The organism is Methylosinus sporium (genome assembly GCF_003113265.1).
Taxonomy (GTDB): Bacteria; Pseudomonadota; Alphaproteobacteria; order Rhizobiales; family Beijerinckiaceae; genus Methylosinus; species Methylosinus sporium.
On the sequence record NZ_PUIV01000011.1, the window covers coordinates 23,584 to 46,907 of the forward strand.

General features: G+C 66.2%; 21 protein-coding genes and 1 tRNA gene. 11 read left to right on the forward strand and 11 right to left on the reverse strand.

Annotated features, from left to right (window positions below):
* Nucleotides 1–19 precede the first annotated feature (19 nt).
* The 7 genes from C5689_RS09295 (at nt 20) to C5689_RS09325 (ending at nt 7,049) form a co-directional block, all read left to right on the forward strand.
* The gene (locus C5689_RS09295) at nt 20–1,201 is read left to right on the forward strand and encodes a (5-formylfuran-3-yl)methyl phosphate synthase (RefSeq protein ID WP_167398703.1); all 1,182 of its coding nucleotides are present in this window, start codon (nt 20–22) and stop codon (nt 1,199–1,201) included.
* Nucleotides 1,179–1,985: an amino acid kinase family protein gene (locus C5689_RS09300; RefSeq protein ID WP_108917000.1), complete on the forward strand. Its 807-nt coding sequence runs from the start codon at nt 1,179–1,181 to the stop codon at nt 1,983–1,985. Before C5689_RS09295 ends, C5689_RS09300 begins: the two co-directional genes overlap by 23 nt.
* Nucleotides 1,982–2,551 carry a flavoprotein gene (locus tag C5689_RS09305; protein ID WP_108917001.1) on the forward strand — a complete coding sequence of 190 codons (570 nt, stop codon included), beginning with the start codon at nt 1,982–1,984 and terminating at the stop codon, nt 2,549–2,551. The genes C5689_RS09300 and C5689_RS09305 overlap by 4 nt, the downstream gene beginning before the upstream one ends.
* Nucleotides 2,544–3,938: a DUF6513 domain-containing protein gene (locus C5689_RS09310; protein WP_108917002.1), complete on the forward strand. Its 1,395-nt coding sequence runs from the start codon at nt 2,544–2,546 to the stop codon at nt 3,936–3,938. Before C5689_RS09305 ends, C5689_RS09310 begins: the two co-directional genes overlap by 8 nt.
* Nucleotides 3,939–4,039: 101 nt before the next feature.
* The gene (locus C5689_RS09315; protein WP_108917003.1) at nt 4,040–4,609 is read left to right on the forward strand and encodes a DUF447 domain-containing protein; all 570 of its coding nucleotides are present in this window, start codon (nt 4,040–4,042) and stop codon (nt 4,607–4,609) included.
* 75 nt (nt 4,610–4,684) lie between these two features.
* The gene (locus C5689_RS09320) at nt 4,685–5,251 is read left to right on the forward strand and encodes a DUF4337 family protein (RefSeq protein ID WP_108917004.1); all 567 of its coding nucleotides are present in this window, start codon (nt 4,685–4,687) and stop codon (nt 5,249–5,251) included.
* Nucleotides 5,252–5,465: 214 nt separating this feature from the next.
* The gene (locus tag C5689_RS09325; RefSeq protein ID WP_108917005.1) at nt 5,466–7,049 is read left to right on the forward strand and encodes an ATP-binding protein; all 1,584 of its coding nucleotides are present in this window, start codon (nt 5,466–5,468) and stop codon (nt 7,047–7,049) included.
* Between the two features lie 9 nt (nt 7,050–7,058).
* Here the strand turns inward: C5689_RS09325 and C5689_RS09330 are convergent, their stop codons facing one another.
* From C5689_RS09330 to C5689_RS09345, 4 genes are all read right to left on the reverse strand, one after another.
* Nucleotides 7,059–8,081: a hydantoinase/oxoprolinase family protein gene (locus tag C5689_RS09330; RefSeq protein ID WP_108917006.1), complete on the reverse strand. Its 1,023-nt coding sequence runs from the start codon at nt 8,079–8,081 to the stop codon at nt 7,059–7,061.
* Between the two features lie 138 nt (nt 8,082–8,219).
* Nucleotides 8,220–8,729, reverse strand: coding sequence for a formaldehyde-activating enzyme (gene fae / locus C5689_RS09335; protein ID WP_108917062.1), 510 nt, complete (start codon nt 8,727–8,729; stop codon nt 8,220–8,222).
* Between the two features lie 135 nt (nt 8,730–8,864).
* Nucleotides 8,865–9,755, reverse strand: coding sequence for an NAD(P)-dependent methylenetetrahydromethanopterin dehydrogenase (locus C5689_RS09340; RefSeq protein ID WP_108917007.1), 891 nt, complete (start codon nt 9,753–9,755; stop codon nt 8,865–8,867).
* 218 nt (nt 9,756–9,973) lie between these two features.
* Nucleotides 9,974–10,219 (reverse strand): hypothetical protein, encoded by a 246-nt coding sequence (locus C5689_RS09345; protein WP_108917008.1) that lies wholly within the window; start codon nt 10,217–10,219, stop codon nt 9,974–9,976.
* Nucleotides 10,220–10,318: 99 nt separating this feature from the next.
* Between C5689_RS09345 and C5689_RS09350 the strand changes: the two genes are divergently transcribed.
* The gene (locus C5689_RS09350; RefSeq protein WP_244594649.1) at nt 10,319–10,789 is read left to right on the forward strand and encodes a nuclear transport factor 2 family protein; all 471 of its coding nucleotides are present in this window, start codon (nt 10,319–10,321) and stop codon (nt 10,787–10,789) included.
* Nucleotides 10,790–10,991: 202 nt separating this feature from the next.
* Complete coding sequence (gene rpmB / locus C5689_RS09355) at nt 10,992–11,285, forward strand: 50S ribosomal protein L28 (RefSeq protein ID WP_108917009.1); 294 nt, start codon at nt 10,992–10,994, stop codon at nt 11,283–11,285.
* 173 nt (nt 11,286–11,458) lie between these two features.
* On the opposite strand, the gene C5689_RS18465 is transcribed toward rpmB, so the two are convergent.
* The gene (locus C5689_RS18465) at nt 11,459–11,608 is read right to left on the reverse strand and encodes a hypothetical protein (protein WP_166142148.1); all 150 of its coding nucleotides are present in this window, start codon (nt 11,606–11,608) and stop codon (nt 11,459–11,461) included.
* 353 nt (nt 11,609–11,961) lie between these two features.
* Nucleotides 11,962–13,887: a cobaltochelatase subunit CobT gene (cobT, locus tag C5689_RS09365; protein WP_108917011.1), complete on the reverse strand. Its 1,926-nt coding sequence runs from the start codon at nt 13,885–13,887 to the stop codon at nt 11,962–11,964.
* Between the two features lie 270 nt (nt 13,888–14,157).
* Between cobT and C5689_RS09370 the strand changes: the two genes are divergently transcribed.
* The gene (locus C5689_RS09370; RefSeq protein ID WP_108917012.1) at nt 14,158–16,641 is read left to right on the forward strand and encodes a putative bifunctional diguanylate cyclase/phosphodiesterase; all 2,484 of its coding nucleotides are present in this window, start codon (nt 14,158–14,160) and stop codon (nt 16,639–16,641) included.
* Between the two features lie 33 nt (nt 16,642–16,674).
* On the opposite strand, the gene C5689_RS09375 is transcribed toward C5689_RS09370, so the two are convergent.
* The 5 genes from C5689_RS09375 to C5689_RS18715 form a co-directional block, all read right to left on the reverse strand.
* Nucleotides 16,675–16,759 (reverse strand) — tRNA-Tyr (locus C5689_RS09375).
* 149 nt (nt 16,760–16,908) lie between these two features.
* On the reverse strand, nt 16,909–17,727 hold the full coding sequence (locus C5689_RS09380; RefSeq protein WP_108917013.1) for a transglutaminase family protein: 819 nt from the start codon (nt 17,725–17,727) through the stop codon (nt 16,909–16,911).
* A gap of 37 nt (nt 17,728–17,764) precedes the next feature.
* Nucleotides 17,765–18,706, reverse strand: a complete 942-nt coding sequence (locus tag C5689_RS09385) for an alpha-E domain-containing protein (protein ID WP_108917014.1) — start codon at nt 18,704–18,706, stop codon at nt 17,765–17,767.
* Between the two features lie 42 nt (nt 18,707–18,748).
* Entirely contained in the window at nt 18,749–20,164 is a 1,416-nt protein-coding gene (locus C5689_RS09390; RefSeq protein WP_425293397.1) for a circularly permuted type 2 ATP-grasp protein, read from the reverse strand.
* 66 nt (nt 20,165–20,230) lie between these two features.
* Nucleotides 20,231–20,431, reverse strand: coding sequence for a hypothetical protein (locus tag C5689_RS18715; RefSeq protein ID WP_108917016.1), 201 nt, complete (start codon nt 20,429–20,431; stop codon nt 20,231–20,233).
* A gap of 592 nt (nt 20,432–21,023) precedes the next feature.
* On the opposite strand from C5689_RS18715, the gene C5689_RS09405 reads away from it, so the two are divergent.
* On the forward strand, nt 21,024–23,297 hold the full coding sequence (locus C5689_RS09405; protein WP_244594650.1) for a carbohydrate porin: 2,274 nt from the start codon (nt 21,024–21,026) through the stop codon (nt 23,295–23,297).
* The last annotated feature ends 27 nt before the right edge of the window (nt 23,298–23,324 follow it).

Sequence of the window (23,324 nt, forward strand, 5' to 3'; positions counted from 1 at the left end):
TCGAAAGAGCGCCTGATCGATGACCTTGATGTTGACGAGCGTCGCCAGCGTGGCGGAAGCCGAGATCGCCGCCGCTGGCGGAGCGGACGTCATCGATTGCAAGGACGCTGCCCGCGGCGCTCTCGGCGCTCTGCCTTCCGCCGAGGTCGCGGCGATCCTGCACGCCGTCGCCGGCCGCCGTCCGGTCAGCGCCGTCGTCGAGCTGTCGCATGATCCGGCTGTGGCGCGCGCCGCGATAGAAGAGACCGCCGCGCTCGGCGTCGCTTTCGTCAAATTCGCGCTGCCGGCGACGCCCGACGCCGATGCGCTGATCGCGGCTCTGGCGCCGATCGCGCAGCGCGTGCGGCTCGTCGCCGTGCTCTTCGCCGATCTCGGGCCGGACCTCGACGTGCTGCCGCGCCTCGCCGCTGCGGGCTTTTCCGGCGCGCTGCTGGACACGGCGCATAAGGGCAAGGGTCGGCTCATCGAGCATTTCGACATTGGCGCGCTCTCTTCCTTCGTCGAGCGCTGCCATGCGCTGGGCCTCGAGGCGGGACTCGCCGGCTCGCTGGAGGCGCCGGACGTGCCGCGCCTGCTAGTGACGGGCGTCGATGTGATGGGCTTTCGCGGCGCCCTCTGCCGCGACCACGACCGCAAGAGCGCGCTGGACGCCGCGGCCGTCGCGCTGATCCGCGACCTCATCCCCGGTGGCCCGGCGCGGGCCAGCGGCAAGGGCTCGGCGCTCGCCGCCAATGTCGATTGGTCGCTGGTCGTCGGCCGCGGCTATCTCGAGAGCCGCGAGCGCACGCGGGAGATCGACCATGTCTTCGTGCGCGATCTCGTCATTCCGGTCGAGATCGGCGCCTATGATTTCGAGCGCGGCCGCACGCAGCGGGTGCGCTTCAACGTCGATGTCGATGTGACGCGCGTCTCCGCCGGCGGCGACGACATGCGCAATGTCTTCTCCTATGACGTCATCATGGACGCGATAAAGATGATCCTCGCCTCGGGCCACATAGAGCTCGTGGAGACGATCGCCGAGCGTCTGGCCGAGCTGGTGCTTCGGCACGAGCGCGTGCAGGCGCTGACCGTGCAGGTGGAGAAGCTCGACGTCGCGCCGGGCGCGGTCGGCATTCGCATCCGCCGCGAGCGCCAGGCCGAGACCGCCAAGGTTCACAACCTCTTTCCGGGCCTTCCCGATGCCGCCGAGCCCGAGCGCTGAGACGCGGCCTCTCGTCGTCAAGCTCGGCGGAAGCCTCGCCGCCTCCCCCGCCTTGCGCCGATGGCTGGCGGCGCTGCGGCGCTATCCCGGCCCTCTCACCATCGTTCCCGGCGGCGGCCCTTTCGCCGATGCGGTGCGCAGCGCGCAAGAGGCGCTGCGCTTCTCCGACGCGGCGGCGCATGACATGGCCATAATGGCCATGGAGCAATATGGCCGCGCATTGCGCGATCTCGAGCCGGGCCTGCTTCCCGCCGAGACGCCGCAGCAAGCCGAGGCCGCGCAGGCGCATGGCGCGATCGCAGTCTGGAGCCCGGTTGCGATGACGCGCGCCGATCCCCAGATTCCAGCGAGCTGGGACATGACGTCCGACAGTCTCGCGGCCTGGTATGCGCATGAGGCGGGAACGCGCGCGCTATTGCTGATCAAGAGCGTCGATTTCCCACCTCCCCCTGGAGGGGAGGGCGGGGGCGCCGCTCTCCTCCTTCATGCTGAGGAGCGGCCGCAGGCCGCGTCTCGAAGCACGCGGGAGCCGGGGGCGCCGCTGAGGCTTCCCTCGTCCTTCGAGACGCCTGCTGCGCAGGCTCCTCAGGATGAGGGAAGCCTCAGCGCCGACACGATCATGGCGCAGTCGATCGTCGATCCCTGCTTCGCGCATTATGCGCGCGGGCTCGACGTCTACATCGCCGGCCCCGCAGCCTTGCGCGAGGCGCCCGAAACTTTCGCGCGCGGCGGCCTTCCCGGCGCGCGCTTCGATTTCACCAGAGAGCAAAGCATCGCATCATGAAAAAGGTCGTCACGCCGCGCTGGGGCTGGGCGCTCACCGGCTCGGGACATTTCTTCACCGAATGTCTCGACATCATCCGCTCGCTCGACCATGTCGACCTCTTCGTCAGCCGGGCGGCGGCGGAAGTCATCCGCATGTACAAGCACAGGCTCGAGGACATGCCGGACCATGTGCGCGTGTTCAAGGACACGACGGCGAGCTCGGTTCCGGTCGGCGGCTTCTATCACAGCTATTATCACACGCTGATCGTGGCGCCGGCGACCTCCAACACGGTCGCCAAATTCGTCTATGGCATCTCCGACAATCTCGCGACCAATGTCTTCGCCCAGGCCGGCAAATGCCGCGTGCCGACGGTCGTCTTCGCCTGCGATACGGCGCCGGAGCTGGAGACGCAGGCGCCCGATCGCAAGGTGATGGTCTATCCGCGCCGCATCGACCTCGAGAACACCGACAAATTGAAAAACTTCGAGGGGACGCAGGTCGCCGAGAGCCTCGCCGCCCTGCACGAGGCCGTCGAGCGCCGGCGCCGCGAGCTCGCCACTCGGGAGCCGATCGGGAATGTCTGAGCGCCTGCTGTTCCTCACCGGCCATCTCGCGCTGCCGCGCCTCGAGCGCATGTTGGCGGGCTTCGGAGAGGAGGCAAGGAACTGGCGCATCCACGACATTGGTGTGAAGGTCGCGGCGCTGATGACGCAGGAGATCATCCTGCGCCGCCTGCCGCGCCCGCTCGCGGCCGATCGCGTCATATTGCCCGGCCGCTGTCGCGCCGATCTTTCCGCTCTCGCAGAGGCCTTCGGCGCCCCTTTCGAGCGTGGGCCGGAGGAGATCGCCGATCTTCCAGCCTTCTTCGGCAAGCGCGGCGGCAAGGCCGATCTGACGCGCCATGACATGCGCATTTTCACCGAGATCGTCGACGCCTCCATCATGAGCGTGGAGGAGGTCGTCGCGCGCGCGACGATGCTGAAAGAGGCGGGCGCCGACGTCATCGATCTCGGCTGCCTGCCGGACACGCCCTTTCCGCATATGGAAGAGACGATCGTCGCGCTGAAAGCGCGCGGCTTCTCCGTCAGCCTCGATTCGGCGAAGCGCGAGGAGCTGGAGCGCGGCGCGCGCGCCGGCGCCGATCATCTCTTGAGCCTCGACGAGCATACGCTCTCGATACTGCCGGACAATTCGCCGCTCATTCCGATTCTCGTGCCCAATCCGCACGGCGATCTCGACTCTCTGCAACGCGCCGCGCGCATCGCCGAGCGACGCGGCATTTCCTATATTCTCGATCCGATCCTCGATCCCATTCACTTCGGCCTCGCCGCCTCCATCGAGCGCTATGTCGAGACGCGCCGCCGCGAGCCGGGCGCCGAAATGATGATGGGCACGGGCAATCTCACCGAATTGACTGATGCGGATTCCTCCGGCGTCACCGCCGTTCTGCTGGGTCTGTGCTCGGAGCTGGACATTCGCCATCTGCTCACCGTGCAGGTGAGCCCGCATACGCGCCGCACTGTGCAGGAGCATGACGCGGCGCGGCGCATGTTGTTCGCCGCCCGCGCCGACGCCGCTCTGCCCAAGGGCTATAGCGACGCGCTGCTGCAGATCCACGACAAGCGCCCCTATGCCGCGACGCCGGACGAGATCGCCGAGCTCGCGCGCGAATTGCGCGACGAAAATTTCCGCATAGAGGTCGCCGCGGACGGCATTCACATTTACGCGCGCGGCTTTCATCGCGTGGCGCAGGACGCCATGTCGCTCTTTCCCGAGCTCGGGGTCGAGAAGGACGGCGCCCATGCCTTCTATCTCGGCGCGGAACTGATGAAGGCGGAAATCGCTTTTCGTCTGGGCAAGCGCTATCGCCAGGACGAGCCGCTGGACTTCGGCTGCGCTTCGGATAGATCGCAGGAGGACGAGACGCGCCTGCGCGAAGCCGGGCATACGCTGCGCAAGGCGAAAGACTAGATGATCGCGAGCGAGCGCCCCCTCCCCCTCTCACGCATAGCGAGGGAGAGCTGGGGAGGAGGCGACCCCGAGCTTTCGACGAAGGCCAGCAGGAGCGCCAGATGCCGATGATCCGCGAATGCATCGTCACCACGGTCGGCCCCACGGGCCAGCATCACATCGCGCCGCTCGGCCTCATAGAGCAGGACGAATTCTGGGTCATCGCGCCCTTCCGTCCCTCGACGACGCTGACCAATCTCGAGGCCGCGCCTTTCGCCACGGCGAGCTTCATCGACGATGTGCGAATTTTCGCCGGCTGCGTCTGCGGCAAGAGCGACTGGCCGATGGAGGCCGTTCCGGGTTGGTCGGCGCCGCGCCTTTCCGCCGCCCTCACGCACGCCGAGCTGGAAGTGGCGCGCAACGAGGGCGATCCTCAGCGCCCTCGCTTCTTCTGCAAGATTAGAAAAATCGTCTCTCACAAGCCCTTTTTGGGGCTGAACCGCGCCCAGGCGGCGGTCGTCGAGGCCGCCATTCTGGCGACGCGGCTCGGCATGATTCCCCGCGAAAAAATCGACACAGAATTGGCCTATCTCCGTATCGCGATCGACAAGACGGCCGGAGCCGCCGAGCGCGAAGCGTGGGAGCTGGTGACGGCCAAGATCGAGACTTATCTTCGAACACAGCCGGAATGACCGATTCGGCGGAGCCGGACGGGCGGCGCGCCTCGCGCGCGAATTTCGACGCGAATTTTCGATGAAGGATGACCCATGTCCGAAGCTATGACGACAGAACATCTCGAACATGCCGAACATGCCGAGCATGTCGCCCATGAGGGCACGCCTTTCATGACGCAAGTGTCGCTGACGATCGCGATTTTCGCTGTCGTCGCCGCGACCATCGGCAGTCTGGAGACGATCGAGACCGCGGCGACGCTCGGCGCGCAGAACGCCGCTGCGCTCAGCCAGAGCAAGGCCAGCGATCAATGGGCCTTCTTTCAGGCCAAGAGCATCAAGAAGAGCGTGAACGAAGTCGCCGCCAAGCAGGGCGGGCCGCTGGCCGATCAGCTCGCCCGCGAGGCCAAGCGCTATGACGACGAGACCAAGGCGATCAAGACCGACGCCGAGGCGCTCGAGCATCGCGTCGAGGAGCATCTTCACGAGGCCGAGCATCACGAGCATCGCCATCACATTCTGACGATGGCGGTGACGCTGCTTCATGCGGCCATCGCCATAGCGACGATCGCGATCATCACCCGCGGCCGCAAATGGCCATGGTACGGCGGCCTCGCTCTCGCCGCCTCGGGCGTCATGCTCGCCGGCTACGCTTATATTTGAGCGCCCGTGAACGGCCGGGCCCGCGGCGCAGCGTCGCGGCCGCCCGGCCGAAGCCAGCCCAAATTCCGCATATTGCCGAGACTTCTGCATTAATTTCTTAGACTTGTGCCGTTTTTCGGGCTCGGCCCGCGCGAGCGGAGGGTTTCGCCGCCGCCGGGACATGGGTTGTTTTTTCCCCATCCACCGCAATCTTTTCGGTGGTGGAGTGACTCCAATGTCCGCATTGAGCGAATGGCTCTTCGGCGTCGACAATCTGACGCCGCATGGTTTCTGCCTCCTCTGGGAGCCGGGTCTGATCTGGCTCTTCGCAATCTCCGACGGCTTGATCGCGCTCGCCTATTTCTCCATCCCGCTGGCGCTGGTCATCATCGGGCAGAGACGCGCCGACCTCGTCTTTCGACCCTTGCTGTGGCTGTTCGCGGCCTTCATCCTGCTCTGCGGCGCCACCCATTGGCTGGATGTCGTCACGCTATGGAAGCCGCTCTATGGCGTGCAGGGGATCGTCAAGGCGGCGACGGCGATCGTCTCGGTCGGCACTTCGGTCGCGCTCTGGTGGTGGCTGCCGAGCTTTCTCGCTCTGCCCTCGCCCGATCAGCTGCGCAAGGCCAACGCCGCATTGCTGGAGAGCGAGGCGCGGCTGGCCCATGCGCAGAAGATGGAGGCGATCGGCCAGCTGACCGGCGGCATAGCGCATGATTTCAACAATGTGCTTCAGGTGATCCTCGGCTCGCTCGGCGTCATCGAGCGGCAATTGGCGCGCGGCCGCGCCGAGGAGATCGGCCCTTCCATCGGCGCCATTCGCAAAGCGACCAATTCCGCCGCCAATCTCATCGACCGGCTGCTCGCCTTCTCCCGCCGGCAGACGCTGCTGCCGCGCGTCGTCGCGCCGGACAGGCTCGTCGTCGGGCTCGAAGATCTGCTGCGGCGAACGCTGGGCGGCGGCATAGAGCTCGATCTGCGTCTCGGTCGGTGTCGGCGCAATGTCGTATGCGACCCGTCGCAGCTCGAGAGCGCGCTGCTCAATCTCGCGATCAACGCGCGCGACGCCATGCCCAAAGGCGGCGTGCTGGAGATCGCCACCGCCGATCGCCGCCGCGAGGCCGACGCCGGCGAACCCGACATCGCGCCCGGCGACTATGTCGAGATCAGCGTGACGGACAATGGCGCCGGCATGAGCTGCGACGTGCTGGCGCATGTCTTCGAGCCTTTCTTCACGACCAAGCCGGTGGGGCGCGGCACCGGCCTCGGCCTCTCGCAGATCTATGGCTTCATAAAGCAATCGGGCGGCTTCGTGCGCATAGACAGCGCGCCGGGAAAAGGGACCGCCGTGCGCCTCTATCTGCCCGGGCGCGACCCTCCGAATGCCGCGCCGGCAGAAGCCGTCGCCGCCCCGGAGCGGACGCCGGAGAGCCTCGCCGCGCCCTGCGGAAAAACGCTGCTCGTCGAAGATCAGCTGGAGGTGCGAATGCAGATCGCCGACACGCTCGAAGAGATGGGCTGCGAGGTCATAGAGGCCGATGACGGAAGCGCCGGGCTGGAGGTCGTCGAATCGGATGAGAAATTGCGCCTTCTGGTGACGGATGTCGGCCTGCCGGGCGTCAGCGGACGCCAGCTCGCCGAAGCCGCGCGCGCCGCGCGTCCCGATCTCCCCATACTGCTCATCACCGGCTATGCCGGGAAATCGCTCGACAGCCTCGATCCCGCATCGAACATAGAAGTTCTGCGCAAGCCCTTCACGCTCGAGGAGCTGACGACGCGCGTGCGAGCCTTGCTCGCGCGCACCGCCGCTGCGCAATAGAATGCGCGCTCAACCGGAGGCGAGCAGCGCTACCGCGCAGGCCGGCGCGCAATCGGCGGCCTCTCGCGCGACGTCCGGCGTCGCATCGATGAGATCGGCGATGTCGCGATAGGCGCGGCCTTCGGCCAGAGCGAGACGCGCGACCAACGCGCGGCCGACGCCGGCGCCGATGACGGGCGCGTCCTCCGCCACCGCCGCGCGCGAGCGCAGCAGCGCGATCTGATCCTCGATCGAGCGCATCTGCGCGCGGGCGAGAAAATCCGCGAAGGCGCGCCATTGCGCGGGCGTCGCCTCGGCGGCGTCGCGGCCGGCGAGGCGGGCGAGGCGCGCGATCGATTCGGCGACGCTCTTGCCGCGCCCGTCGGCGGTCGGCTCGGAGTCCTTCGCGGCGAGATCGCCGGTCACGCGGCGCACATCCGCCATTGTGGCGAAGCTTTCGCGCGCCGGCGGGGTCCAGCGGCCGGCCATGGGCGCGAGGGTCACGCCGGCCAGCGGATCGCCGCGCGACAGGCCCGTGTAGAGCAGCTCGCCATTGGCGAGGCGTGCGGCGTCGCCGCCGCCGATGGCGCTCACGCGGCCGCCGCGAATGGGGACGAGATCAGTGGTCGTCGAGCCCATGTCGATGAACAGCGCCTCGGGAATGCGCCGCGCCACCAGCTCCGCGCTCGCCCGCCAATTGGCGGAGGCGATCGCCTGCTCGGCGCCGCGAAGCGCGTCGAAGGGGAGCAGGCCGGCCTCCCCGGCGTAGAACAGCGTCTGCGCGCCCTTCACCCGCCGGGCGACCGCCGAGGCGATGGTCGTGACGCCGGCGGCGCGCGTCTCGAAAGCGTCGGAGAGCTCGGCCGTCATAGTGACGGCGAAACGATCGGCCGCGCCGAGCCGCGCGACGGCCTCCTCTATCGCGCCCTCGAGCCGCGCGAGGCCGTAATGCGGATTGCAGGGCAGCAGCAGCACCTCGACGATCCGCCCGTCGCTGGCGCGCGCGGCTTTCAGATGCGCGCCGCCTATGTCGAAGCCGATGACGCTGGCCATGAGCCTTTCCGTTTCCGGCTCGCGCCCCGAGCCCCTCTTCCCGTACGCGGGGAGAGAGGGAATTCTGCGCGCGCTCTCAAAAAGCAAAAGGGGAGCCGCGAACGGCTCCCCCGACGATAAATGATCCGGTCGAAGCCGTCAGTTGGCGCCGAAAGGATGCTTGACGTCGTTGCGCTTGGCGACGACTTCGGCGGCCTTCGGCTCGCCCTTGATGGCGCGCGCGATGGCTTCCTTGGTGGCCTGATAGTTGTACTCCTGGATCTTCTTGTCGTCGTTCGCTTCCCAATGGATGAACACGCCGACCGAGATGAACAGGTCGTCGGCCTCGGCGACCGGGATCACGCCTTCGGCGACCGAATCGGCGACGGCCTTGGCGACGCCGGCCTGGGCCGGTCCGAACATCTGAACGGCCTGCTTGGCGTTCTTGATGGTGACCTTGTTGAAGAGGATCGTGTTCGGCTTGGCCAGCAGGTTCGGCGCAACGACGGCGAGCAGCGTGGTGAAGCCGTCCTTGTTGTTGACCAGCGCATTGGCGAAGGCGGTCTCGGCGGCGCTGCCGCGCGGTCCGATCAGCAGGTCGATGTGGGCGACCTCATTGCCTTCGCCGACGAGCGACTCACCGACCAAAAGCTTGTTGATCACGGCCATTTTCTTTTCCTCATGGCATATCGCTGGGGGAATCCGAGCGAGGGAAGACGCGCCGCCGTCATCAATCATTTTCGCATGACGGCGGCAAGTCGGGACGAAACCGTCGGGACGAGACCCGATCCAGATTCGAGCGGCTCAGAGCAGGCTGCGCGCCAGCGCGAAAGCGTGGCGGAAGTCGAGACGCAGCGGCTTGTCGGAAGTGGTCATCTGCCGGAAGAGACCGGCCTCCGTTCCGTATTTGATGTCGCCGATGGCGAGCGCGCCGATGCCGAGCGCGCCCGACGGCAGTTCGACGCCCTTGTCGTGCAGCTTGACGCCCTCGACGCCGAGCGGCGGCACGGCGTTGACGTCCGCGGCGATGAGCAGCGATTTGGCGGCGGCGAGATCTTCCGCGGACAGAACTTGCACGCCGGCGCGGGCCGCGCAGAGCGCGATCTCATGCTCGACGAGGAGGGCGCGCACCTGCTCGGCCTTGCTGCCGTCGGCGGGCGTCACCTTCACGCCGAAGCGCTTCTCGATCTCCTCGGCCTGCGTCGTCACGCGCTCGAGGCCGCTATAGCCGACGATCGTCACCTCGGCGCCCTCGAGCGCGGCGATGACGGCGGAGGAATAGCCGACGACGCCGGTCGCGCCATAGACGACGATCTTGGCGCCCTTCAGCTCGCGGCCCTTCTTCTCGCGCAGCACCTTCTCGACGAAGGCGACCATGGCGCCGGCGGTGGTGAAGGAGCCGTAAGGATCGGCGAAGAGCGAAATTTCGAAGGGCTTCAGCAGCGCCTTCTCGGCGGCGTCCAGCATGTCGAGCGCGAGCACGGCGTCACGGCCGGCGAAGAAAATTCCGGTGCGCAGGGCGGCCGAGGGCGCGCGGGAGAACATGGCGTCCTGCACCAGCGCCGTCACCTCGTCGAGAGTGACATTCGTATAAGGAATCGCCACGTCGAAGCCCGCGTCGATCGCCATGTTGACGTCGAACGGGCTCATATGCTTCAGCGTGCTCAACATATGAAGGATCGATTTGGCGGCCATGGGAAATTCCTAACCTTTCTGTCCGTTCCTCACGCGTTCCGGCGCGCGAATGCGCAGCGCCGCGTAACGCCGAGCTTGGAGAAGCTTTTCGGTGATACCGGGACGGCGGGCGCGAGCGGAGCCCCGGTCTCGAATGGCGAGACGCATAGACCGCAGAACGGGGCGAATGTCCAGCCTATTGTCCCGACGCGCGACAGCGGAAGCGCGAGGGCGTGGGCTCAATAGCCGAAAGGCGAGGGCGCGAAGGCGGAGCCGGCGCCCGGCGGATCGAAGCGATAGCCGTCGGCGCCCCAGACCGGCGCGGGGCGAGCGGGCGCCGCGGGGACGGCATAAGCGGGAGCGGCATAGGCGGGGACGGCCGGCTGCGCATAGGCCTGTGGCTGGCGGGAGGCGCGCTTGGCCTCGGCGGGAGCGGCGGCGAGCGCGCCGGCGAGCAGGACGATCGCAAAGCCGCCGATTTTCATGATCCATTGCCCCCATTGACCGCAGATGCGGCTCCGCTGGGGAAAATCGGGCGGCGCCCGGCGGCGTCAAGGGCGCCGCTGCGCGCGACGGCTTTCGCGATGCGTTTCCTCGTCATCCCTTATTGCCATCGGCTCGAGCTGGGCGCATTCTTCGCGCCCATGTCGGACGAGGCGTCTCTACTCGCGGCCAACGCCGCTTATTATCGAGCCTTCGTCGCCGCAGACCCGGACGGGATGGCGGCGATCTGGGGCGATGAGGAAATCTGCTGCATCCATCCCGGCTGGCCGCCGATCTTCGGGCGCGAGCAGGTGCTGGCCTCCTTTCGCGAGATTTTGCGCAACCCCATGCAGGACCCGGTTCTGCGCCGCAGCGAGCGGGCGCTGCTCTGCGGCTCCGAGGGACGCATCGTCTGCATCGAGATGGTCGGCCAGGCGGCGCTCGTCGCCACCAACAGCTTCCGGCTCGTCGATGGCGCGTGGCGGCTGGTGCATCATCAGGCGAGCCCGCTGATGGTCCAGAGCGAGCCGCCGCCGACCCCGCAGGCGCCGCCGACGCGCTCGCTGCATTGATGGTTCGCAGGTTCGCCGAAGCTTCACAGCAACGCCATCGTGGCGACATCCCCTGTTGACCTTTCGCCGCCCCTGCCTCTATAAGACCGCCCAACCAAGGGCCTGCCTCCCGGGGCGTGGAGCCTTTGCGCGAATTTCATATCATACGGCCATCGAATGGCGCGGGCCCCCGCGCTCCGCGCCGATCGAAAGGAAAAAGACAATGTCCCGCCGTTGCGAACTGACCGGCAAAGGCGTGCAGACGGGCAATCTCGTCAGCCACTCCAATCGCAAGACGCGCACCCGCTTTCTGCCCAATCTGGTCAATGTGACGCTGGCCTCGGACGCGCTGGCGCGCTCCGTCCGCCTTCGCGTCTCGGCGGCGGCTCTGCGCTCTGTCGAGCATCGCGGCGGCCTGGACGGCTTCCTCGTCAAGGCGCGCGACACGGAGCTCTCCGACGACGCCCGCGCGCTGAAGCGCGAGATCGTCAAGAAGCTGGCCACAGCGACCGCCTGATCTCGACGCCACGGGAAGCGGACCTTTAGGCTCGGTCTCTTCGGGCGCAAAGACGATCCGGCGCAAAGACAAATAGACCCCGCGCTCTGGGAAGAGCGCGGGGTCTTTCCTGTTTCGGCCGCCCTCGCCGGCGCCGGCCCCCCAGCCGCGCGCCGGCGATCGCTCCGGGCGTGTCAGCCCCAGATCGACAAAGCGACGCTGAGCAGCAGGGGAAGGGAGGCCAGCGAGAAAATCGCGGCGACGCAGAGAACCCTCTGGACGTCGAGCGGCTCGTGAGACGCCGCGGGCAATCCCGCATTTCGAACTTTGCCAAGGGAAATCATACGCAACTCCTTCGTCACTCCCGGACGGCGCCGATCGCTCGGACGTCCGATCGTCACTGCACGCGCACCCGACGGTCGCGCCGAAATATTAATGCAACAGCCGCCCTGAAGGTTCCCCGCCGAGTCGTTTTCGGCGCGGTCGAGCGCTGGTGACGAAATTAATGCGCATTAAACTTATTCACCATTCGGTGAATTACGAGAGCCGTTCGGCGGCGAGCGGCGCCCCTTTCCAGCCCTCCCACGCTGCGCGGAAGAGGGACCAGATTTCACGCTTCATCGACGTTTCGCGTAACGTCGCCGCCTTCCCTCTCCCGCAGCGGCGGAGGGTGAGGGAGAGGGCGCCTCGCCCCCTCTCAAGGAGCCGCGGCGAGCACGCGCGGTCGCGGCGCCGCGCGTTGCGGCGCGCGCGCCGGAGCGGGAGCGGCGTTCTCGCTGAACAGCTCGGCGAGCTTCTCCGTCATCGCGCCGCCCAATTCCTCCGCGTCCACAATGGTCACGGCGCGGCGGTAATAGCGCGTCACGTCATGGCCGATGCCGATGGCGATCAGCTCGACCGGCGATTTGGTCTCGATCTCCTGAATGACATGGCGCAAATGGCGCTCGAGATAATTGCCCGGATTGACCGAGAGCGTAGAATCGTCGACCGGCGCGCCGTCGGAGATCATCATCAATATGCGCCGCTGCTCCTGCCGCGCCATGAGACGGCGATGCGCCCAGTCGAGCGCCTCCCCATCGATATTCTCCTTCAAGAGGCCCTCGCGCATCATCAGGCCGAGATTGCGGCGCGCGCGCCGCCAGGGCGCGTCGGCGGCCTTGTAGACGATGTGGCGTATGTCGTTGAGGCGGCCGGGGTTCGGCGGCTTGCCGTCGGCGATCCAGGTCTCGCGCGACTGCCCGCCCTTCCAGGCCTTGGTGGTGAAGCCCAAAATCTCCACCTTCACGCCGCAGCGCTCCAGGGTGCGGGCGAGAATATCGGCGCAGGTCGCCGCCACTGTGATCGGCCGGCCGCGCATGGAGCCGGAATTGTCGAGCAGCAGAGTGACCACCGTGTCGCGGAAATTCGTGTCCTTCTCGCGCTTGAAGGAGAGCGGCTGCTGCGGATCGATGACGACGCGCGGCAGGCGCGCCGGATCGAGCATCCCCTCCTCGAGGTCGAACTCCCAGGCGCGATTCTGCTGCGCCATCAGCCGGCGCTGCAAGCGATTGGCGAGCCGGCCGACCACAGAGGAGAGATGCGAGAGCTGCTTGTCGAGATAGGAGCGCAGGCGATCCAGCTCCTCGGCGTCGCACAAATCCTCCGCCTTCACCGTCTCGTCGTAGCGCGTGGTGTAGGCTCGATATTCGCCGCCGGAGCGATCGGCGGAGGAGACCTGCGGGCGGCGCGTCTCCATCGCCTCGTCCACGTCGCCGGATTCGATCTCCTCCAGCATCTCGCTGTCGAGAATTTCGGCGGCCTCGCTCTCGCCCTTCTCGAGCGCTTCCTCGGAGGCCGAGGCTGTGTCCATCTCGGAGGAGCCGGACTGCTTCTCCTCCTCCGTCTCCTCGCCCTCGGCCTCGTCGGGATTTTGCGGCTGGTCCTCGCTCGGCTCCTCGGCGTCCTCCTCGCCTCCGGCGCTCTCGCCCTCGAGCTCGAGCGACGCGAGCAGCCGATGCGCGAGCTGCGCGAAGCCGCGCTGATTCTCGAGCGCGCTCGACAGCCTGTCGAGATCCTCGCCGGCGCGCTCCTCGATCCAGGGCCGCCAGAGGTCGACGACCTTCTGGCCATGAGGCGGCGGAGCGATGCCGGTGAGCCGCTCGCGCGCGATGAGCGCGAGAGCGTCCTCGAGCGGCGCGTCCTCGCGGGTCTCGATCTCGGAGAAGCGCGCGCGCTGAAAGCGATCGTCCAGCATGGCGCCGATATTGGCGGCGACGCCGTCCATGCGGCGCGAGCCGATCGATTCGAAGCGCGCTTGCTCCAACGCGTCGAAGGCGGCGCGGGCATCGGGCGATTGCGGCTGCGCGCGGCGGTGAATCGCCTCATCGTGGCAAGCGAGGCGCAGGGCGATGGAATCGGCGTGGCCGCGCACGATGGCGGCGTCATGGGCGGTGAGCTTGCGCGGCGGCTCCGGCAGGCGCGCCTTGGCCTTGTCGTCGCCGCCGAGCAGCATGGCGCGCTCCGGCGAGAAGGACACTTCCAGCTCCGAGCGCTTGGCCATGGCGCGCATCGCGCCGGCGACGGCGCGCTTGAACGGCTCCTGCGGAGCCTCCTTCGGCGTAGCTGCTTTGCGATTGGATGACATTTGGTCCGTTCGATCGTCGCTCTCCGCCCGCCTTTCGGACGAGAGAGGCTTTATAGCCTATGCCGGATCGCGAGTTATGAAAATCATGGAAGCGAAATCGCGCGACGAAACGCGCCGATCACAAATTTTCCGCTGTCTGATCAAAGGCTTCGTCGGATTTATGACCGACAAATGACGCGCTTCCTATTAAATCATTGAAAATTTTACTGTTTTTTCAAAGCTTCCGGTCAATTTCACCTGCGCCGAAGGCCTGCGGAGTTGAGCCTAGCCATGTATGAGATCGCCACCCAATATGGCGTCGTCACCGAATTTCGCGATGTGGACGAGCTGTGCTTCCAATGGCAGGTCGAGGCTCCGACCGGCGGCCTGCCGCCTTATGAGCAGATCGCGCTCGGCAGCCTCGGCCGTCTCGCCGACGATGTGGCGCTGGCCGGACGCGCGGCGGACGGCGCTTTCGAATTTCTCTATGGCGGCGGCGCCTTCGAGGCTTGGCTCGGCGCGTCGCTGCGCGGCCTGCGGCTGGACGGACTCGAACGCAATTACCGCGATCCCATAGGCGAGGCGCTGGCGGCGGCCGCGACGCGCGGAACGCCGGCGGCGACGATCGCGCGCAGCATTCGCGACGGGCTGGTGCGGACCAGCGAGATCGTCGCCTTCCCGCTGTCGAGCCATTGGGGCGACGCGCTGTTCCTGGTGTTCGCGCGCGAGCGCGCCGCGAAATATGATCTCGTCGACGCCATTTATCGCGCGACCGACGACGGGCTCACGACGCTCGCCGCCGTCCACGCCGGCCGCGACATAATCGATTTCGTCATTGTGAGCCTCAACGCCAGCGCCAGCCGCCTCTTCGGCGGCGCGGAGCGCGATCTGCAATGGCGGCGGCTCGGCGAGATCGCGCCGGCCTGGATGACGGACGGGACGTTCGAACGGCTCTCGGCCATTTTCCTTTCGGCGATTCCCGACACATTCGAGGTCTCGCATCGCTCGGCCGAGGGCGAGGCGTCGCATCTTCGGCTCGCCGCCGCGCCCATGGGCGATCTGATCGGCGTCACGCTCACTGACGTGACCCCGCTGAAGGCGCGCGAAGCCTCCTTCCGCCTGCTCTTCGAGAGCAATCCCATGCCCATGTGGGTGCATGATCCGCAGAGCCTGCGCATCATCGCCGTCAATGACGCGGCGGTGGCACATTACGGCTATGAGCGCGAGCGGTTTCTCGGCTCGACCTTGTTCGATCTCTATGCGGAGGAGGAATGGCCGGCGGTGACGATCGCCCATGAGAATCCGGCCCTTCGCCGGCCCTCGGACCGCATTTGGGCCAATCGCACAGCGGACGGACGCACGATCAAGGTGCAGAATTACGCGCGCGAGATCAGCTTCGACGATCGCTCCGCTATCTTGCTGGCCATCGTCGACGTCACCGAGCAGCGCGAGCAGGCCGCCCGCATCGCCCATCTCGCCCATCACGATCCGCTGACCGGATTGGCCAATCGCGTGCTGTTCCGCGCGCGGCTGACCGAGGGCCTGCAACGGCTCGAGGGCGGCGAGGATCGCCTCGCCGTGCTCTATCTCGATCTCGACGGCTTCAAGGATGTCAACGACGCCTTCGGCCATCCGATCGGCGACCGGCTGCTCGTCGCCGTCGCCGAGCGCCTGCGCCTCACTCTGGAGCCGGGCGATATGGTGGCGCGCGTCGGAGGCGACGAATTCGCCATCGTTCAGCTCGGCGCCGGCGCGGCGGAGGCGGATCGGCTCGCCGAGCGCATCGTCAATGAGGTGAGCGTCCTCTACGAGATCGACGGCCATGCAGTGGCGGTCGGCGCCAGCGTCGGCATTTCAGTCGCACCCATCGACAGCTGCGACGCCGACATATTGCTCAAAAACGCCGACATCGCTCTTTATCGCGCCAAGGCCGACGGGCGCGGCCTGCATCGCTTCTTCGAGCCGGAGATGGCCGCCTCCATCCTCGTGCGGCGCACGCTGGAGGCAGATTTGCGCCATGCGCTCCCGGCCGGCGAGTTCCAGATCTATTATCAGCCGCTCGTCGACATAGGGGCCAATCGCATCGTCGCCTCGGAGGCGCTGCTGCGCTGGTTCCATCCCGTTCGCGGGCTCGTGTCCCCCAATGACTTCATCCCGCTCGCCGAGGAGACCGGCCTCATCACGCCGATCGGCGAATGGGTGCTGCGCGAGGCGTGCCGCGAGGCGGCGAGCTGGCCGGAGCCGATCGGCGTCTGCGTCAATCTCTCTCCGGCGCAATTTCGCTCGCGCTCGCTGGTGCAGTCGGTTCTCTCGGCGCTGGCGACGAGCGGGCTCGCGCCGCAGCGGCTCGAGCTCGAGATCACCGAATCGGTGCTGCTCGCCGAAAATCACGCCAATCTCGCCGTTCTGCATCAATTGCGCGCCCTCGGCGTATGCATATCGATGGATGATTTCGGCACCGGCTATTCGAGCCTCAGCTATCTGCGCTCCTTCCCCTTCGACAAGATCAAGATCGACCGCTCCTTCGTGAAGGAGCTGCCGGAAAATCACGAGTGCGGGGCGATCGTGCGCGCGGTGGCGGGAATCGGGCAGTGCCTCGGCGTCGCGACCGTGGCCGAGGGAGTCGAAACGCCTGAGCAGCTGGCGCGCCTACGCGAGGAAGGCTGCACGCAGATGCAGGGCTTTCTGTTCAGCCGCCCGGCGCCGGCGGCGGAGCTGCGGCGGATGCTGGAAGGCGGCTGCGAAAAATGGGCGGAGGCGGCGAGCGCGGCGTGAGCTTTTTCTTCGCCGCAGCGGCAGGCTGTCGAATGGTGGGGGAAGTAGGACTCGAACCTACGAAGGCATAGCCAGCGGATTTACAGTCCGCCCCCTTTGCCGCTCGGGACATTCCCCCAGCTTCTCGATGGACCCCGAAGAAAGGCCCCGCGAGCGACGGCCCCGCGAGAGGGCCGATGAAGCAGGGCGCATATGGGGAATTTGCGTCCCCGCTGTCAACCCGAAAATGACAGCCGAAAGACCGAAGCCGTCGCCGCCCGCCCCGGCTCAGGACTGGCTCTGGAACTGGCCCTGCGCGCGGGCGACGCTCACCTTGACCTCCGTCGTCTCCTCGCCGCCGCCGGAATGAGCGGCGCGAACGGGAGCCGCGCCGAGATGATCCAGCGCGACGGCGACGCGCACATAGCTCTCGTCCGGCGAGGCGCCGCGCGTCGAATCGAAGCCCACCCAGCCGAGCCCCGCCACATGCGCTTCCGCCCAAGCATGGATGGCGGCGCCGGCGTCGGGACGCAGGGCGTAGCCGGAGACATAGCGCGCGGGGATGTCGAGACTGCGCGCGCCGGCGATGAAGACATGCGCCAAATCCTGCGCCGCGCCGCGACGGCGCGCGAAAACATCGGCCGCGGCCACGGCGCCGCTCGCCGCCCCCTCCTCCACGACGAGAGCCTCGTGCAGAGCGCCGACCAGCGCATGGAGCTTGGACAGCGTGTCGGACGGACGCGCGGCCGCCAGCGCAAAATCGCAGATCGCCTGATCCGCCTCGGTCAGCGGCGTCTCGCGCAGATAGAGCTCCGGCGGGAAACGCTCGATCGCGCCGCGCGCGACGCCGGCCGTATCGAAGGTCTCGACCGAGCCCTCGACCACGGTCGTCAGCGCCTCCAGCGGTCCGTCGACATAAATGCTGTGCGCCACATTGCCGAAAGCGTCCTCGCAGGCGCGCAGGCGGCAGTCGCGATCGACATCGATGCGCCAGTCGAGGACATGCTGCCCGTCATAGTTGCGCGGCGTCAGCGCCAATTTCTGAATCGCCGCCTTGACCGGCTCGGCGTAGCGAAAAATCGTCTCGCGCCTTATTCTTATGTGCATCTTTCACCGCGAGGGGGAGCTTCGAAGCGACGACATATTAGAAAAGATATTGCTCCGAGACCAGCGTCCCCAGCCGATGATTGTCGGCGATGAAGCTCTGAATGAAATCATGCAGCCCATTGTGGAAGACGCTCTCGATCGTCGCATGTTCGAGCTGGCCGAAGACGGCGCGGGCGTGGCGCTGCGCCGGGCCCTGCTTGCCATGCGATTTGCCGAGACGATCGAGATTTTGCACCACGCTCTCATAGCAGGCAATGAGCGAACGCGGCATTTCCGGCCGCAGGATCAGGAGATCGGCGACGAGCCAGGGCTTGAGGCTGTCGCGATAGACCCAATGATAGGCGGTGTGTGCGGAGACGGCGCGCAATATCGCCGTCCATTGGAAATAATCGAGCGAGCCGCCGACAGCCTCGGTCTCCGGCAGCAGCACATGATATTTCACGTCCAGAAGGCGCGCGGTGTTGTCGGCGCGCTCGAGATAGAGGCCGACGCGCGAGAACCAATAGGCGTCGTTGCGCAGCATTGTTCTATGCGCGCCGCCGTCGTAAGCGGCGGAGACCTGTTTCACGAAATCGAGGAAGCGCGTCACCTCCTCGGCGGAGCGGCTCGCGCGCTCGAAGGCCTCGAGCTCGAGGAAGGCGCCGTTGATCGCCTCCCACATCTCCACGGTGAGCGCAGTGCGCACGGCGCGGGCGTTGATGCGGGCGAGCTCGATGCAATTGCGGATCGAGCTCGGATTATCGGGCGAGAAGGCTAGAAATTGCGTGACATTGGCCTCGTCGACCGTCAGCCCCGCCGCATGAAAGGCGGGCGCCGCGCCGGAGGAGAGCAGCGCGCTCTCCCATTCGGTCTCCACGCCGCCATAGGCGCGGGGCAGAGTGGCGAGACGCCTGGACGCTTGCAAAATTCGCGCGAGGAAATCTGCGCGTTCCATATATCGGGCCAGCCAGAAGAGGTTGTCGGCGGTGCGTGAGAGCATGAGATCCCGTCGGTTCGGCGCGCTGTTCTTATTTCGAATTCGTCATACGCGCGCGAGCGGCGCATCGTCGATGATCCATGTGTCCTTGGTCCCGCCGCCCTGGCTCGAATTCACGACGAGAGAATTCTCCTTCATGGCGACGCGCGTCAAGCCGCCGGGCACCACGCTCGCGCCATTGGGACCATAGAGCACGAAAGGTCTGAGATCGACATGGCGGGGCGCGACGCCGCTCGCCACCGACACCGGGCAGGTGGAGAGGGCGAGCGTCGGCTGGGCGATGAAATTGGTCGGGTCGTCGGCGAGCTTGGCTGCGAATTCCGCGATCTGCGCCTTTGTGGCGTGAGGGCCGACCAGCATCCCATAGCCGCCCGAGCCATTGACCTCTTTCACCACCAGCTCGCCCAAATGGTCGAGCACATAGGCCAGAGCCTCCTTCTCGCGGCAGCGCCAGGTGGGGACATTTTTCAGCAGCGGCTCCTCACCCAGATAGAAGCGGATCACCTCCGGCATATAGGTGTAAATGGCCTTGTCATCGGCCACGCCCGTGCCGACTGCATTGGCGAGCGTCACATTGCCTGCATGATAGGCGCCCATCAGGCCGGCGACGCCCAGGGCGGAATCGGGGCGGAAGGCCAAAGGATCGAGGAAATCATCGTCCAGGCGCCGGTAGATCACATCGACGCGGCGCGGCCCCTCCGTGGTGCGCATATAGACGATATCGTCCTTGACGAAGAGATCGCGCCCTTCGACCAGCTCTATGCCGAGCTTGTCGGCCAGGAACGAATGCTCGTAGAAGGCCGAATTATATTGGCCGGGCGTCAGCAGCACGCTCACCGGATCGGCCCCCGCCCCGCGCGGCGCGGCGGAGCGCAGAGTGGCCAGCAGTTGATCGGGATAATTCTCGATCGGCGCGACGCGGTGCTGCGCGAAGAGATCCGGCAGCAGCCGCATCATCACCTCGCGATTCTCCAACATGTAGGAGACGCCCGACGGTGTGCGGGCGTTGTCCTCCAGCACATAGAAGCCGTCGTCGTCGGTGCGGATGATGTCTATGCCGGCGATATGCACGAAGATGTCGTGCGGCACGCGGCGTCCCGCCATCTCCGGCCGGAAGGCGGGATTGCGATAGACGAGCTCGGAGGGAACCACGCCCGCTTTCAAAATCTCGCCGGGGCCGTAGAGATCGGCCAAGAATAGATTGAGCGCCTTCACCCGTTGAATCAGGCCCTTCTCGAGCTGCGCCCATTCGGCGCGGGCGATGATGCGCGGCAGAATGTCGAAGGGAATGAGCCGCTCGGTCGCCTCTTGCGAGCCATAGACGGCGAAGGTGATGCCGATGCGCCGAAACAGCAGCTCAGCCTGCGCCCGGCGCGAGGCGAGAAATTCGGGCTCGACCGAGGTCAGCCATTTGGCGAGCTTTTCATATGGAATACGCGTCGCGCCGTCGACGCCGCCCATTTCGTCGAATTTCGCCACCTTCGAAAGCACGTTTTCGCTCTCCCTCGGGTTTCGGCGAACGGCCGCTCACGCCGCACGATGCGCCTTTGTGAGCAGAGCATGGCAAGAAGCGAGCCAGATGACGAAAGCGTCGCCGAGAGCCGTTCCGATCGCATCTGGCCTTGTTGTAATCCGTTTATCGTCGACAAACCATTTATCGTTGACAAGCGAAATCCCGCGCATCAAAACCAAGAGCGTCGGCGCGACTTTCGAGTCGCGCGGCGTCAACCACACTCGCGAAGGACTCATGGGCAGTAGCCTCGGCAGTCACAGCCTCGGCGCCGCCGCCGCAGCCTCGTCTGCGCGCGTCGCGCCTCACACGAAAGCCCGCGGCCGCGAGGACCGCGTGAGAGGCGCCGTTCGAGCCTGAGGCTCTGCTCGCCGCTCACGCCTTCGGCCGCCAAAACGGCCAGAAGGACGAGAGCGATGAAGATTTTCCCCCGCCCCTATCCGCATCTCCCCGCGCGTCGCGCGAGCGCATTCGTCGCCGTCACGGCGCCGAATGACCTTCGGAATTTGCGCCTCGGAAATCTGCGCCTCGACGGACGGCGCACGCAGCCGCGCGCCGCCTGGACGATCGATCCGGCCTCTCATCGGCCCGTCTGCCTCTGGGAAAGGGGGACCGAAGCGCTCGGCCGCGCCGAGGACGAGGATGCGCAGAGTCGCCGAAGACGCGCATTTCATTTCGTCGCGCGCCTTGCGGCGCGCGACGCCGTTCCGCCGACGCCGGCGACGTCATCAAAGCGTCATGCCGCTCGAATGTAAGGGTCTCGCTCGTACGTTATGCCCTTTCGCGCGTGCGACATGAATCTCTGACAATATGCGAATCGCGGAAAAGATCGACGACGAGCCGATGAAGCCCATACGACTCGCCCTTTTGGCGACGCTGATCCTCTCGAGCCCTGCGCGAGCGGCCGACAAGCCGTCCAAGAGCAGCTCCGCTCCTCCTCCCGCCTTCGCCTGGGCAGGACTGCATATCGGATTGAACGCCGGCGGCGCCGTTCCCATTGCGAGCGGCGGAACGCTGGAGGCGGGCAGCGGCTTCACCAGCCGCGCCTTCGACCTCGCGGCGCCCAATCGCGATCGCGCCGGGGCGAGCTTCGGCGCGCAGATCGGCTATGACTGGCAGCGCGGCCCTTGGGTCTACGGCCTCGAGACCGATCTGAATTTTCTCGGCCTGCGCCGCGCCTCCACCGGGATTTTTCCGGCGCCCGCCGCCTATAGCGCACTCGGCGTCGCCGGCTATGGGCTGACATCGGACGAGAACGGCGATTATTTCGCCAGCATTCGCGGACGCCTCGGCTACGCCTTCGACCGCAGGCTCGTCTACGCCACCGGCGGCGTCGCGGCCGGCGGCTGGCGCGGCGCCTCCAATCTCATCTTCTATGGCGCCGGGCCGCTCGGACTTTTCTTCGCGCCGGTCTCGACCTCCGCGCGCATGAAATTCGCGGTCGGCGCCGGCATAGAGCAGGCGCTCGACGATCATTTTTCCGCGCGGCTCGAATATCTCTACGTCGATCAGCAATCGCAGCGCCGCGTCTACGACAATAATTTCTCTTTCCAATTCGGCGCGCGCCAGCGCAGCGCGGCGCATGTGCTGCGGCTCGGCCTGAATTACCGATTCGATCCGCAGGACGAGGCGCGCGGAGGCGCGGAAACCGAAGACGAAAAGGCGTCCGACGCAGCGAAGAGCGAGGACGCCGCGGGCCACGACGAGAAAGCGAAAAAGCGCGGCGAGAAAGGCGAGCGCGCGGCGAAGGCGAAAGACAAGGAAAAGACGGAAAAGAAGGAAGAGAAAGACGATAAGAACGGCGAGGAGCTCTACAGCTTCCACGGTCAGACGACCGCCGTCGTGCAGGGCTATCCCAAATTCCCGGCGCTCTATACCGGCGCGCGCAGCTTCCCGCCCAAAGGCCTCGCGGACGCCGGCTCGACGAGCAATCTCTTCATGGGACTGCGCCTTTGGAAAGGCGCCGCCGTCTATCTCAATCCCGAGGTCGATCTCGGCTATGGCCTCGCCAATTCCGTCGGCGCCGCCTCTTATGTGAACGGAGCCGTCGCCAAGGTCGGACGCGCCGCGCCCTATATGCGCTTCCAGCGCTATTTCCTGCGCCAGATCGTCGGGCTCGACGGCGGCGAGAAAGTCGAGGACCCGGAGACCGGCTCCTATAACGAGGTGCTGGAATCGACGCAGAACCAGCTGTCGGGCAAGGTCGACAAGGATCGGCTGATCCTCACCATCGGCAAGTTCAGCGTGCCGGATATTTTCGACGACAACAAATACGCCCATGATCCGACGACGGGCTTCCTGAATTTCGGCGTCAACACGCTCGGCGCCTTCGACTACGCCGCCGATTCCTGGGGCTATACCTATGGCGCGGCGCTGGAGTGGAAACAGGATTGGTGGACGGCGCGCGGCGGCCTGTTCCAGCTCTCCGAGATTCCCAACGGTCCCTCTATCGAACCGCAGATCGGCCGCCAATTCATGGGCGTCGCCGAATTCGAGGCGCGCTACGATCTTTTCGAGCAGCCGGGCGTGATCAAATTCCTGGCCTTCGCCGACAATGGCAATCTCGCCAAGGTGCAGGACGCCATCGACTTCGCCTATCTCACCGGCAATTTTCCGCCGGACGTCAACAATCCATGGATTCGCAAGCGCCATGTGAAGGTCGGCGGCGGCGTCAATGTGCAGCAGCAGCTCTCTAAGGAGATCGGCTTTTTCCTGCGCGCCAGCATGTCCGACGGGCGCTTCGAGACGGTGGACTACACCGATATAGACCGCTCGCTCTCGACCGGCTTCACCGCCGCCGGCGCGCTGTGGGGCCGCGACAAGGACGAGATCGGCGGCGCCATGGTGTTCTCCGGCCTCGCCGGCCCGCGCGTGAGCTATTTCGGCCTCGGCGGAACCAGCGTCTATATCGGCGACGGCAGGCTCTCCTACGCCGGCGAAAAAGTGCTGGAGACCTATTACAAATACAATGTTCGCGACGGAGTCGAGCTGACGCTCGACTATCAGTTCATCGGCAATCCCGCGCATAACGCCGCGCGTGGGCCGATCAATGTCTTCGGCCTGCGGCTGCACGCGCAATTTTGAGAGATTTGGGCGTACTCGCCGATTGTT

Excerpts from the sequence above, each read along its gene's own strand:
- C5689_RS09295 (WP_167398703.1), top strand. The coding sequence starts at position 20 with ATGACCTTGATGTTGACGAGCGTCGCCAGCGTGGCGGAAGCCGAGATC.
- C5689_RS09300 (WP_108917000.1), top strand. The coding sequence starts at position 1,179 with ATGCCGCCGAGCCCGAGCGCTGAGACGCGGCCTCTCGTCGTCAAGCTC.
- C5689_RS09305 (WP_108917001.1), top strand. The coding sequence starts at position 1,982 with ATGAAAAAGGTCGTCACGCCGCGCTGGGGCTGGGCGCTCACCGGCTCG.
- C5689_RS09310 (WP_108917002.1), top strand. The coding sequence starts at position 2,544 with ATGTCTGAGCGCCTGCTGTTCCTCACCGGCCATCTCGCGCTGCCGCGC.
- C5689_RS09315 (WP_108917003.1), top strand. The coding sequence starts at position 4,040 with ATGCCGATGATCCGCGAATGCATCGTCACCACGGTCGGCCCCACGGGC.
- C5689_RS09320 (WP_108917004.1), top strand. The coding sequence starts at position 4,685 with ATGTCCGAAGCTATGACGACAGAACATCTCGAACATGCCGAACATGCC.
- C5689_RS09325 (WP_108917005.1), top strand. The coding sequence starts at position 5,466 with ATGTCCGCATTGAGCGAATGGCTCTTCGGCGTCGACAATCTGACGCCG.
- C5689_RS09330 (WP_108917006.1), bottom strand. The coding sequence starts at position 8,081 with ATGGCCAGCGTCATCGGCTTCGACATAGGCGGCGCGCATCTGAAAGCC.
- fae (WP_108917062.1), bottom strand. The coding sequence starts at position 8,729 with ATGGCCGTGATCAACAAGCTTTTGGTCGGTGAGTCGCTCGTCGGCGAA.
- C5689_RS09340 (WP_108917007.1), bottom strand. The coding sequence starts at position 9,755 with ATGGCCGCCAAATCGATCCTTCATATGTTGAGCACGCTGAAGCATATG.
- C5689_RS09345 (WP_108917008.1), bottom strand. The coding sequence starts at position 10,219 with ATGAAAATCGGCGGCTTTGCGATCGTCCTGCTCGCCGGCGCGCTCGCC.
- C5689_RS09350 (WP_244594649.1), top strand. The coding sequence starts at position 10,319 with ATGCGTTTCCTCGTCATCCCTTATTGCCATCGGCTCGAGCTGGGCGCA.
- rpmB (WP_108917009.1), top strand. The coding sequence starts at position 10,992 with ATGTCCCGCCGTTGCGAACTGACCGGCAAAGGCGTGCAGACGGGCAAT.
- C5689_RS18465 (WP_166142148.1), bottom strand. The coding sequence starts at position 11,608 with ATGATTTCCCTTGGCAAAGTTCGAAATGCGGGATTGCCCGCGGCGTCT.
- cobT (WP_108917011.1), bottom strand. The coding sequence starts at position 13,887 with ATGTCATCCAATCGCAAAGCAGCTACGCCGAAGGAGGCTCCGCAGGAG.
- C5689_RS09370 (WP_108917012.1), top strand. The coding sequence starts at position 14,158 with ATGTATGAGATCGCCACCCAATATGGCGTCGTCACCGAATTTCGCGAT.
- C5689_RS09380 (WP_108917013.1), bottom strand. The coding sequence starts at position 17,727 with ATGCACATAAGAATAAGGCGCGAGACGATTTTTCGCTACGCCGAGCCG.
- C5689_RS09385 (WP_108917014.1), bottom strand. The coding sequence starts at position 18,706 with ATGCTCTCACGCACCGCCGACAACCTCTTCTGGCTGGCCCGATATATG.
- C5689_RS09390 (WP_425293397.1), bottom strand. The coding sequence starts at position 20,164 with ATGGGCGGCGTCGACGGCGCGACGCGTATTCCATATGAAAAGCTCGCC.
- C5689_RS09405 (WP_244594650.1), top strand. The coding sequence starts at position 21,024 with ATGCGAATCGCGGAAAAGATCGACGACGAGCCGATGAAGCCCATACGA.